The sequence below is a fragment of the Qipengyuania sp. 902 genome (assembly GCF_051195295.1).
Lineage (GTDB): Bacteria > Pseudomonadota > Alphaproteobacteria > Sphingomonadales > Sphingomonadaceae > Qipengyuania.
The window spans coordinates 497,653-509,186 of the sequence record NZ_JBNJLJ010000003.1 but is presented as its reverse complement, the minus strand read 5'-3'; the positions used below and the strand labels follow the sequence as shown (position 1 = coordinate 509,186).

Sequence of the window (11,534 nt, the reverse complement as noted above, 5' to 3'; positions counted from 1 at the left end):
CATGACCCGTCGGAATCCGACTTCCGAAGAACAAACGCGTGCGGCGGACAATGCGCCGCTCAATCCGCGACTGCTGCAAGCGCACGGTGACGCCCGCACCAAGAGCAATCCCGTGCCCCCGCTTTCATCCGTTTCGGTCAAGGGCCGCGATTTCGGGATATGGCCAATCGTGTGGCTCGTAACAGTTACTCTTTCAGTTCTCGTCGCGCTGATTTTCCTCTTCGGATGACCTAACGTTCTCGACTTTCACAACTAAGGGGGCCATGTGCGGATGAACTTCGGAGTTCATCTTGCCCAAGGCTTCCACCAGCCAACATCGACGCCATGCCCCGGCGATATTGCCCCCTGACCATCCCTGCTACCCATGCGAAGTGCGGCGGGTTTCCTTGTTCTACGCGCTCCAGTGCGGGGATCTTTCGGAATTGCGCGCGCTCGGTAAGGTGCGCGAACTCAAAGCTGACGAACCGCTGTTCCATCAGGGCGACGAGGCCAACCTCGTCTACACAGTGGCCGCAGGCAGCCTTCGGCTCTACCGTCTTCTCTTCGATGGCCGCAGGCAGATCACGGGGTTCGCTCTTCCTGGCGAATTCCTCGGAATCTCGATCGACGATTCCCACGATGTGACAGCAGAAGCGCTTGAGCCTAGTCGAATCTGGTGCTTCCCGCGTGCGCGTTTTGACGACTTCGTGGCAGGAAATCCGATCTTGAAGGACTCTCTATTGGAGGTGGCGCGACAGGAACTCGCAGCAGCCCAGCAACAATTTATCGTGCTCGGTCGCAAGACGGCGATGGAGCGTGTCGCATCGTTCCTGCTTTATCTGCATGCGCGGTTCGAGCGGATCACCGGCCACCCGATGGACCATGTCGCCCTGCCGATGAGCCGCGCGGATATCGCCGATTATCTGGGTCTGACCAAAGAAACCGTCAGCCGCGTGTTCGGCCAATTGCGGAACAGCCGGATTATGCGACTCGAAACACTGACGTGCATTCAGGTGCTTGATCGACACGCGCTGAAGGCGCTCGCCGACGGCGAAGACGCATGAAGGTGCGCGCTGGATTTGAGTAAATCAGAATCGCGCATCCAGTTGGACCCAGCCCTTCGTCGTGTCCGACGCGAAATCGATCGCATCGTAATGGGCGAACTTGAGGGTCAGCGACACCGGTCCGTAAAGGTTACGAGTTATCAATGCGTCCCATTCGCGCCCATAATGGAGATCACCCTCGGTGGAGCGGAAATCGTGGAAAACGAACCTCAATCCCGTTCCCGATAGAAACCCGGTGTCTGCCGGCACGGTATATCCAGCGTCGACATACAGGTCGCGCAGGCCCGCCGGTGGTGTGATCAGAAACTTATCCGCCCATCCGTTGAAAGCATGAAGCGTGGCGAGCGGGGTCTGCAGCGCTGTCTGGCCATCGCCCACCAGTCGCTCATAACCCAGTTTCACACTCGCTGGACCGAAGGCGATGCCAGGTTCCATGAGCCAGTAGGAGTGGCTTGCATCGCCGGGGTTGGGTTCCAACCCGGTTTGCCGTGCAAATTCGAGCGCATAGGTCGCGCGTGCCGGACTTGTTCCCAGCGTCTGACGTCCTGCTAGTCGAACGCCGAACGTGCGGTTCGAAAGCGCGGGCGCCTCGGGGAGATCTAGCCAATAGCCGTAAGCGGTGACCTTGCCGATTGCCCCGACTTCGCTTCCGATCCGCACCAGATGAATGTCGTTGTCTCGCCAGAAACCTTGTGCCGAATCAGGCCCGAAGACGCGGTTCACACGCCAGGCATAGCCATAGCCGGCGAAAATTCCGGTGTTGGCGATATTCTCGATATTTCCGGTCACCGCGTCGAGCGTCTGATCGTTCTGCCGCCAGCCCACCGAACCGATCCAGCGCTGATTGTCGTAATTGACGGTCTGGCGTCCTGCAGTCATCGACGCCCCCGGATGGGGGCGAAACCGAGCGTATAGCTGATTGAGCAATATATCTTCCGGATCGGTGACTACGGGACGGTCGATCACTCCATTAGTAGTGTCGTTGAACTTGTCCGGCCCCACGTGGAGGATCGCCTCGCCTTCCGCGTAAAAGCTCAAGGTCTTCAGCGGCTTAGCCAGCACCCCCAGTCGCGCGCGCACAGTCGATGCGTAGGCGTCGAGCGCGAAATCTTCTTGATCGACGAACTCGTAGCGATACCGCACGTCCGCGACCGGATCGATCCAGCTGTCGTCCTGGACCGCAACTTCGGGCGATGGAGGTGGAACATCGGCCTCCACCGCCTGCGCGAACGTTATTTCATGAGAGAACGCAAGAGCGGCGCAGCTGGCAAGAGCAATAGCGAAGCGAGGCATCGGATTTGTCCTAATGGTGAAGAACCGACTGCCTAGCCTGTCCGCTTCCTGATGGGTTTGCGGCAGATCATTGCCGCTCGCGATATCGCGCACGTTCGACGGACGCGGCGAGCTATGATCTGTATCAAGGCGAACTGCGGAATGGCAAAGTAGCATTCACGTGAAATCGATGTCGAAGAACGACCTCAACCAGCGAGATGCAAAGATGGATTTCACTTTATCAGAGAGACAAACCGCATGGCGTGACCGGGTGCGCAGCTTCATGCATTCGTTCGTCTATCCAGCAGTTCCTGCCTATGATGAGCATATGCAGGCTGAAGGTATTTCCCGCTGGTCGCCTCCGCCTGTCATTGAGGAACTCAAGGCTCGTGCCTTCGCCGAGGGGCTATGGAACCTCTTCCTTCCACCTTCTGAAAGTGACGACGAGAACTACCGCGGTGCCGGATTGAGCAATCTCGAATACGCATTGTGCGCCGAGGAGATGGGCCGTGTGGGCTTTGCCTCCGAAGCATTCAATTGCTCTGCGCCCGATACCGGTAATATGGAAATACTGCACAGATATGGCTCGCCAGAGCAAAAGGCGACTTGGCTGCGGCCGCTATTGGATGGTGAAATCCGCTCGGCATTCCTGATGACCGAGCCGGACGTGGCGTCATCTGACGCCACGAACATCCAGACCTCCATTCGCAGGGAAGGTGACGACTTCATTCTAAACGGGCGGAAATGGTGGTCGTCCGGAGTCGGTGATCCGCGCTGCAAAATGGCGATCGTGATGGGCAAGACCGATCCGGAAGCGGAACGACACGCCCAGCAATCGCAGATCATCGTGCCACTCGATGCCGATGGGGTCGAAGTCGTGCGGATGCTGCCGGTGTTCGGATACGACGATGCACCTCATGGTCACGCGGAAGTCCTGCTGCGCAACGTCCGGGTTCCCGCCTCGAACATCATCCTGGGCGAAGGCCGGGGGTTCGAAATTGCGCAGGGCCGTCTCGGGCCGGGACGAATCCATCACTGCATGCGCGCAATCGGCGCTGCGGAGGTGGCGATCGAGAAAATGACCGACCGTCTTCTGTCGCGAGTGGCTTTTGGAAAACGGCTGGCGGATCAGTCGATATGGGAGCAGAGGATCGGCGAGGCGCGGTTGGACATCGAAAGGACGCGCCTGCTCTGCCTCAAGGCCGCCGACATGATGGACAAGGTGGGCAACAAAGCCGCGCGACGGGAAATCGCGATGATCAAGGTTGCCGCACCGCGAACGGCCTTGCGGGTCATCGACGATGCGATGCAGGCTCATGGTGCGGGCGGCTTGTCCGATGACTTCGGGCTTGCACAGGCCTATGCCGGAATGCGCTCACTCCGCATCGCCGACGGGCCGGACGAGGTTCATCTGCGGGCCATCGCACGGCAGGAATTTCAAGGGCATGCAGAACGGATGCGTGCCTGGAGGGGACATTGACCTAGCGCGATCCACTACGCACCCGCGGAAGAACAAGCATCGGTGCGAAGAAAATAAGAAAAACGCCGAACCCAAACATCCAAAGCAGGCCGGCGAGGAGCCATCCTTCCTGCAAGGGGATCGGACCGGTCCCGGAGACGACGCGGACTATCGCGCCGAGAGAGGCGAACAGAACGGCCGCTAAAGGAGCAAGCCGCCAACGAGGGTGGCGACCGGTCTGAGTAATGCTCAGGCGAGCCATGACGGCCAGTATCATGCAGGAGATCGATCCGGCCGTAAGCAGGTGCATGATATCCGATTGACGGCCTTCCCCGATGAAAGAAAGGCCAAGCAGTCCAAGGGGGAGCAGTAGATAGGCGAGATGAAGGGAGATGACCGAAGGCTCATGTGTGACGCGCCATGGCTGCCAGCGGATCGCGCGAGCCAGATGCAACACGCCGGCGAGAGCCAACATGGTCGGCGCGAGTCCTTTCGAGTCCACGATCCAAGCCAGCGAAGCCAGGGCGGTCACCCAGTTTACGATGGCGTCGAACCGCGTTTCCTGAGCAGTGACTGTCGTGCGAATATCTCGTGGAAGGGCATTGCGGGTAAAGGACGGAAGAAGCTTACCGCCGACAAGCGAAATTAGCAGGACGAGGATCGCAATGCCTGCCCGAGCGAAAATGCCATGATCCAAACCGCCGGTTGCAGCAGCAAGATGATGCGCACCGCACGCGATCGCGAATATGGCCGTCAGCACTGCTATCGAGACGCCTCGGCCTTTTCCATACCAGCTTTCCCTGCCGATAACAGCTGACAGAACAAAATAGTAACCCGAGTCAATCAGCGCTGCAGGCCACGGCCCTGCCCAGCCGGCAGCGGCGTTGATTACTCGCGCCAGGACCCACCAACCCATCATTACAAGGAGAGGGCCGCCGATTGCCGGAAGACGACCGCTCCAGTTCGGAGTCGCCGTAAGCAGATACCCTGTCATCGCCGCGCCCACGCCACCAAAGATCATCTCATGGCTGTGCCAGGTCACGGGATCCAAGTGCGACTGAAGTTCGATCTTTCCTGTCAAGAGCGCCAACCAGAAGGCCATCGCTATCGGAAACCACGCTGCGCTTGCGATGAAGAAGGGACGAAACCCGGCCTGCAGCAAGATCGGTGCTTTCGCTTCACGTTCGCGTCGCAGGGCCAGGCGTTTCGTTCCGTCCATCAGCTATGATTATGAAGTTTCATCCGCATTTGGAAAAGCCGCAAGAAAGGCATTTGTTGCAGCCTTCTTCTCGTATCATGCCGGGAACCCCGCACTGGGGGCAGCAAGGACCCATCGGGGCTGCCGTAAACGAGGTTGCAGCTTCAGGATTCGGCTCGATTGGCAGATCCAACTGGGCCGGCGCGAATTGCGCCATGTGTCGCTCGATGATGTCGCCTATCGCGGCGAGGAGCGAGGGAACGAAGCGACCGGTGACCCATGCTCCTCCGCGCGGATCGAACACCGCCTTGAGTTCCTCCGCGACGAATGAGACGTCACCTCCGCGCCTGAACACGGCGGATATCATTCGGGTGAGAGCCAAGGTCCACGCATAGTGGTCCATGTTCTTGGAATTGATGAATATCTCGAAAGGACGTTTGTGCGTGCCATCATCAATGTTGTTGATGGTCACGTAGAGAGCATGTGCGCTGTCTGGCCACTTGAGCTTGTAGGTGGTGCCATCGAGCATCTCCTCTCGTTTCGGCGGTTCCGAATGGACTGGGTCTGCAAAGACCTCCTTTTCGCCGCCTGCTGGTTCTTCGACGCTCAGCACCGAGCCGGTCACCGCATTGGGACGATAGGTGGTCAATCCCTTGCACCCGCGAGCATAGCCTTCGCGATAAACTTCCTGGAAATCGGCGAACGGAATGTCTTCCGGCACGTTCACGGTCTTGGAGATCGAGCTGTCGATCATTGACTGTGCAGATGCTTGCATTGCGACGTGATCGGCGGGAGAAAGCGACTGCGCACTGACGAACAGTTCTGCCGGGGGCTCCTCGTCACCGCGCAAGGCGCGCCATTGGCGCAGCGCGTCGTCTTCGACCGCTTCGTGTCTGGCCGAACCATCGGGATTGAGGATCCTGCGTTGATAGCTGTAGGCAAAGACCGGCTCGATGCCGGAAGACACATTGCCTGCCAGTAGCGATGTAGTGCCGGTCGGCGCGATCGAGGTCAGACATCCGTTTCGTAGCCCGTGCTCCGAAATCAGGGTGCGTGTTTCCTCGTCCAAGGCCTCGATATTGGGACGTTTAAGCATGGAAGGGTCGTAAAGCGGGAAAGCGCCTTTCTCGCGTGCCAGTTCGGCCGATGCGCGATAAGCGGCGGTCCGGATCGTTCCCAGCCACTCCTCAAGCAAAGCTACAGCGTCGTCGGAGCCGTAGGCCGCGCCGCAGTAGAGCAGAGCATCAGCGAGGCCGGTTATCCCGAGCCCAATCCGGCGTTTGGCCTTGGCTTCGGCCTCTTGCTCGGGAAGAGGGTAGCGGCTGATGTCGATGACGTTGTCCAGCAGGCGGATAGCCGTGGTGGTGAGTTCGGTGAGCGCGCCAAGATCAAGCCGTGCATCGTTTTCGAAGGGGCGTTCGACCAGAGCGGCAAGGTTGATTGAGCCGAGCAGGCACGCGCCATAGGGCGGAAGCATCTGTTCCCCACATGGATTGGACGCGCTGATTGTCTCGCAGTGCGCAAGATTGTTGAGCGCGTTAACCCGATCGACGAAGATTACGCCCGGCTCGGCGACGTCGTAGGTCGCGCGCATCAACTGCTCCCACAAGTCACGCGCCTTCACCGTGCGATAGGTCTCGCCCTCGAAGACGAGCGGCCAGTCGGCATCGTTTTCGAGCGCATCCATGAAAGGATCGGTCACCAGAACCGAAAGATTGAAGTTTCGCATGCGCTCGGGCTGCCGTTTGACGCCGATGAATTCCTCGATGTCGGGATGATCGATGCGCAAGCATCCCATCATCGCCCCGCGCCGTGCACCAGCTGAGTGAACCGTGCGACACATCGCATCCCAGCAGTCCATGAAGGAGAGCGGTCCCGATGCATCGGATCCCACGCCCTTGACCTCTGCGCCGCGCGGCCGGATCGTGGAAAAATCCATTCCCACGCCGCCTCCCTGCTGCATGGTAAGCGCCGCCTGCTTGAGATGTTCGAAGATGCCCTCGAGGCTATCGGGGATCGTCCCCATGACGAAGCAGTTGAAAAGCGTAACCGCGCGTCCGGTCCCGGCGCCCGCCAGTATCCGGCCGGCGGGTATGAACCGCAGAGATTCAATCGCTTCGTAGAACCGACTTTCCCATGCCGAACGGTCGAGCTCGGGCTCAGCTTGGGCGGCCGCTTTCGCTACTCGGCGTGCGGTATCGTTGAAGTCCACATCGCCAGGATCGGTCTCATTGCCACTAAAGCGGTATTTCGCGGACCAGATATCCTGCGCGATTGGAACTTCGAAACTCATAACGTCACCTCCGCTTCGCAGATTAGCGTTGCGGCAAGATAGACCGAGTGACCTAGATCATGCCGCGCGGCGTGATCGCCGAAAAACATTCGCGATCAGCCCGGCTTTCCAAACGATCGGAGGAAACCGAGCGCAGTGATCGACTGCATTTGAGATAGATCATGAAGTTATCCGCAGAGCGACCCTAGGTCATTTCGAGATCGCGATATCTTGTCCCGGTTGGGGCGCCGAATTGAAAAGGATTTGTTCGACGATGGCACAAAATCGCCGAGACCTGCGGACGCTAGTGTTGGTGTCTGCGGCATTCGCCAGCTTGGTCTCGCTCTCCTTCGTGGCGACACCTGTAAAGTTTCTTGCGCAAGAGGTGCCCATCGCCCACCTGCTCGCAGTCGGACGGGTCACGTTTAGAGCGTCTCTAGCTGTCGAATGCTGCCTTCTACTGGGATTGCTGCTAACCACGAGCGCAAGGTCCCGCTGGCTAGCTTATGGCGCTGCTACGATGCTGGCATTCCAGTGGCTCGTCCTCACGCCACCTCTGGACGAGCGAACCCTCGCTCGCATTGCAGGAAACGTCCTCGCACCGTCTTCGCTGCACCATTGGTGGATCCTGTTGGATGTCGCGCGCTTGAGTATCTATGCGATCATCATGCGACTAGCCTGGCGGATGCTATTTCCCTCGGAACGACGCAAGGGTCCTAATGGATAACCGGAAGTAGTCATGCGGTGAAGGTCTGAACCAGATTGATCGCCACTAATTCCGCAGGATAACCTGCTGGAGAGACGCCGTCTGCGTTCATCCAAGAAATTGCGTAATCGCAGCGTGCAGCGTTCATATTCAACCAATTGACCTAGATCAAAGCTATCTGGGCACTCGGCTGCCACCGAGTTCCCGAATGAAATACGGGATTCCGACGAATGTCTAACAACGACTCCATCCAACAATTCGCGAGATCGGTATTTCCGGGATTATCAAATGCATCGGTCGCGCATCTGCAGTCGCTGGGGCAGCAGCAGAGCATTTCAGCCAAGGAAATAGTGAAGTTCGATGGGCCGACCGAACGATCGATTGAAGCTAAAGAAAAGCGTCCGCTTATGGTGTCGAGGGAAGCCCTCAGTTTTACGTGAGGGAGATTGTAGACGTCAGATCCTGTGTTCAAGTTTGTCCGCTTGTAAAAAATCTTAGGATCGAATTAAATGACCGTGATTCGGGTGCAAATCCGAATGAGTAGCGACTGATCTTGCAACTGCAGTTAAAGGGCTTTCGATCGCCCATCGGCACGCTGTTATCCGCCGACTTTTGTTCCGACCAGGCGCTCAATGCTTTCAACTGTAATTAGCGCACGGGTGCCGACTTTTGTTCTGACTAAGTCGCCGTTCCGCATCAATTGATCAATCTTAGTGCGACCCAACCCCGTGGCTTGCATGGTCTGGGCAATTGACGCTGTTAGGGCCCCTGCCTTGATTGGAAGCACTGCGTCTGGAGCCCGTTTCTGATCCTCAGGAGATGGTTCAAGTGCCCTCTCCTGAGGTGTCGGACTTGACTTAGGCGGGGTAGCTGACGTGCAAACGGACGGATCCGCGCAATAGCGATTTAGTATCTTGATGAGCGAAGCTTCGGAGAAGCTTATACCGGTTATCTGGATTGTCGGTAATCCCCCAGGCAGCTTCGCCCCCTCCAGTTGAACTGTGCCACCGTTCAAAACTGCCATGATATTGTCTGAGGCAACGATACGGGCCCATTCCTCTGGTGGAATTTGGGCATCCCTAACTGTCTTCGTCGGCCCACCCGCGGGCCGTATTTCGCGCATCAGCGCATAAGTCTTGATCAGCCCAGCGGCCGCGTAATCGGCCAGGAGCTTTTCGGGGGCATCCAAATTGCGGGCTTTGACAAGTTCGATTGCCTTGCCGGGTAGGATAGGTCGGTGAAATGACATCATTCTTCTCGCTCTTTGGCGCTCAGACCTGCCAGCGAAATGTGAAGAAGGGGTAACTTGTTGGATCGAGCCCTGAATCTCATGTAATTGCCCCGGTGACGGAACGCGCACTCAAGGCGCGAAAGTCACCGCTGATGTTCGCGGATGTCCCCCCGAGTTTTTCATGTTTTTTTCATGGAAACGCCGCTCATCTCTTCTAAGTCATGGAAAAGATGGTGGGCGCGGCAAGGATTGAACTTGCGACCCCACCCGTGTGAAGGGTGTGCTCTACCACTGAGCTACGCGCCCGCCCGTTCGCGGCGATGATCGCCGGGCAGGGGCGCGCCATTACGCGGCGAATCGCTTGCTGGCAAGCGCCTCCTAGCGCGCGAGCAGGCCGATCAGCGAGAAAAGCCAGCCGGAGGAAGCATCGCGGTCCCGCACTGCGGTGAGCGGAGCAGGGCAGTCGAGGCAGTAGGCCTGCATTCCGCGCGTTCCCATAAGACGATCGAGGTCGCTTTCGATACGACCGAGGACAGCCGCGCGGCGCAGCGCGAAGGTTGCTACCACATCGTTGCTCTGGCCGGTCTCGGCATCGTCGGTCAGCAGGTTGCGCAGCAGCGTGTCGTAGCCAGTCGGCTGCGATCCGAGATAGCGCGGATGCCAATCGTCGCCGAGCTCGGCCTGCTGCGCGACCCACGCCAGCGCTTCGTCCATCCCGCCATATTGATCGACCAGCCCGATCTGGCGCGCCGTGCCACCGTCCCAGACGCGGCCCTGGCCGATGCGGTCGGCCTGCTCGCGTGTCAGCCCACGTGCAGCGGTTACGCGGTCGAGGAAGTCCTCGTAACCATTCTCGACATTCGCCTGGATCAGCGCGTCGACCTCGGGCGTGAAGCCGCCGATGACGTCCGGCTGGCCAGACAGAGGGCTGGTGCGCACGCCGTCGCTGTTTACGCCGAGGCTGGCGGCGGCCTGCTCGAATGTCGGGATAACGGCGAAGATGCCGATCGATCCGGTGATCGTTTCGGGTTCGGCGAAGATGCGGTCTGCTGGCGTCGAGACCCAGTATCCGCCACTCGCCGCAAGGTTGGCCATGGAGACCGCGATCGGGATATCGTTCGCCTTGTGGCGCAGGATCGCATTGCGAATCCGCTCGGAGGCCAGCACCGATCCGCCGGGGGAATCCACGCGCACCACAAGGCCTGCGAGGTCATAGGCCAGCGCTTCGTCGAGCAGGTCGGCGATGCGGTCGCCACCGGCCGTGCCGGGGCCTGCCTCGCCATCGACGATTTCGCCCGCGATGGTCACGACGCCGATGGGCTTGCCGGGCGTGTCGAGCGGATTGTCCTCTAGCCAGGCTGCCATCTTGGTCGAGGGGAAAGCGCCGGGCTCGTCGCTCCAGTCGTCCGCGCCGACCAGTTCAACCACGCGCTCCTCGAATTGCTGCCGCGTGCCGAGCCGGTCGACCAAGCCCGCCTGTTCGGCAGCGGTGGCCAGATCGCCGTCGGCGGCTTCGATCCAGCCAACCGGATCGCCGGTGATCCGCTCGATATCGGCGGCGGGGCGCGCCTTCTTCACATTGGCGAGATATTCCTCCCACAGCGCCCCGTAGAGCTCGCTGTAGTTCTGGCGCGCGGCGTCCGACATGTCGGAGCGGGAATAGGGTTCGACCGCGCTCTTGTATTCACCGACCTTGTAGACCCGCGCATTGACCTCGAGCCGGTCGAGAAGGTTGCCGTAATAGAGCCTCTCGCCACCCGGCCCCGCGACAACGGCGCCGCCGAGCGGATCGACCCACACCTCGCTCGCATGGGCGGCGAGCAGCATCGAATCGTCGGTATAGGCGGTGGCGAAGGCCAGCACCGGTTTCTCCGCCGCCCGCACCCGGTCGAGGGCCGCGCCGATTTCCTGCAGATGGACCTGCCCTGCGCCGAGGAAGCGGTCGAGATCGAGGACCACGGCGGTAATCCGGTCGTCCGTGGCCGCGGCATCGAGGCCGCGCACCAGATCGCGCGCCTGGTATTCGGCAATGGGCGCGCTGCTGGCGAGTAGAGCGGCGATGGGATCGACCTCGGAACGTTCCTCTACGATCACGCCGTCGAGATCGAGCACCAGCGCCCCGTCGCGCACCGCGGCAGGGCTCGGCCGGGCGGTCAGGATGGCGAAAAGGACGGCAAAAAACAGCAGCATGAAGACGAGCACCAGCGCGTCTTTCACCCCGACCAGAAACTTCCACACCTTGCCTGCGAAACCCATCGAAACCGTTCTCCTGCTGCGCCCTAGCTAGGCGTGCGGAGCGCGCTTCGCCAGCGATAAGCGCTTGAGCGCGCGATAAGCCTCGACTAAGGGCGTG

At 59.6% G+C, this 11,534-nt stretch carries 9 protein-coding genes and 1 tRNA gene; 4 read left to right on the top strand and 6 right to left on the bottom strand.

What is annotated here, in order from left to right; all coding sequences use genetic code 11:
- Window position 1: 1 nt before the first annotated feature.
- Together ACSH0F_RS12130 and ACSH0F_RS12125 are read left to right on the top strand one after the other, a co-directional pair.
- Window positions 2–229 (top strand): hypothetical protein, encoded by a 228-nt coding sequence (locus ACSH0F_RS12130; protein ID WP_435203107.1) that lies wholly within the window; start codon window positions 2–4, stop codon window positions 227–229.
- A 211-nt stretch (window positions 230–440) separates the two neighbouring features.
- Window positions 441–1,043, top strand: coding sequence for a cyclic nucleotide-binding domain-containing protein (locus tag ACSH0F_RS12125; RefSeq protein WP_435203105.1), 603 nt, complete (start codon window positions 441–443; stop codon window positions 1,041–1,043).
- A gap of 24 nt (window positions 1,044–1,067) precedes the next feature.
- Here the strand turns inward: ACSH0F_RS12125 and ACSH0F_RS12120 are convergent, their stop codons facing one another.
- Complete coding sequence (locus ACSH0F_RS12120; RefSeq protein ID WP_435203103.1) at window positions 1,068–2,336, bottom strand: alginate export family protein; 1,269 nt, start codon at window positions 2,334–2,336, stop codon at window positions 1,068–1,070.
- A 205-nt stretch (window positions 2,337–2,541) separates the two neighbouring features.
- Here ACSH0F_RS12120 and ACSH0F_RS12115 point away from each other — a divergent pair, with 205 nt between their 5' ends.
- On the top strand, window positions 2,542–3,795 hold the full coding sequence (locus tag ACSH0F_RS12115) for an acyl-CoA dehydrogenase family protein (protein ID WP_435203193.1): 1,254 nt from the start codon (window positions 2,542–2,544) through the stop codon (window positions 3,793–3,795).
- Between the two features lies 1 nt (window position 3,796).
- Here the strand turns inward: ACSH0F_RS12115 and ACSH0F_RS12110 are convergent, their stop codons facing one another.
- A complete protein-coding gene (locus ACSH0F_RS12110) occupies window positions 3,797–4,993 on the bottom strand; it encodes an NnrS family protein (RefSeq protein ID WP_435203101.1) in 1,197 nt (398 codons plus the stop codon).
- 19 nt (window positions 4,994–5,012) lie between these two features.
- A complete protein-coding gene (locus tag ACSH0F_RS12105) occupies window positions 5,013–7,265 on the bottom strand; it encodes an adenosylcobalamin-dependent ribonucleoside-diphosphate reductase (protein ID WP_435203099.1) in 2,253 nt (750 codons plus the stop codon).
- 915 nt (window positions 7,266–8,180) lie between these two features.
- Between ACSH0F_RS12105 and ACSH0F_RS12100 the strand changes: the two genes are divergently transcribed.
- Window positions 8,181–8,390: a hypothetical protein gene (locus ACSH0F_RS12100; RefSeq protein ID WP_435203097.1), complete on the top strand. Its 210-nt coding sequence runs from the start codon at window positions 8,181–8,183 to the stop codon at window positions 8,388–8,390.
- Between the two features lie 158 nt (window positions 8,391–8,548).
- Here the strand turns inward: ACSH0F_RS12100 and ACSH0F_RS12095 are convergent, their stop codons facing one another.
- The 3 genes from ACSH0F_RS12095 to sppA form a co-directional block, all read right to left on the bottom strand.
- A complete protein-coding gene (locus ACSH0F_RS12095) occupies window positions 8,549–9,202 on the bottom strand; it encodes a hypothetical protein (RefSeq protein WP_435203095.1) in 654 nt (217 codons plus the stop codon).
- A 210-nt stretch (window positions 9,203–9,412) separates the two neighbouring features.
- Window positions 9,413–9,487, bottom strand: a tRNA-Val gene (locus tag ACSH0F_RS12090).
- A gap of 72 nt (window positions 9,488–9,559) precedes the next feature.
- Window positions 9,560–11,437, bottom strand: a complete 1,878-nt coding sequence (sppA, locus tag ACSH0F_RS12085; RefSeq protein WP_435203093.1) for a signal peptide peptidase SppA — start codon at window positions 11,435–11,437, stop codon at window positions 9,560–9,562.
- Between the last annotated feature and the right edge of the window lie 97 nt (window positions 11,438–11,534).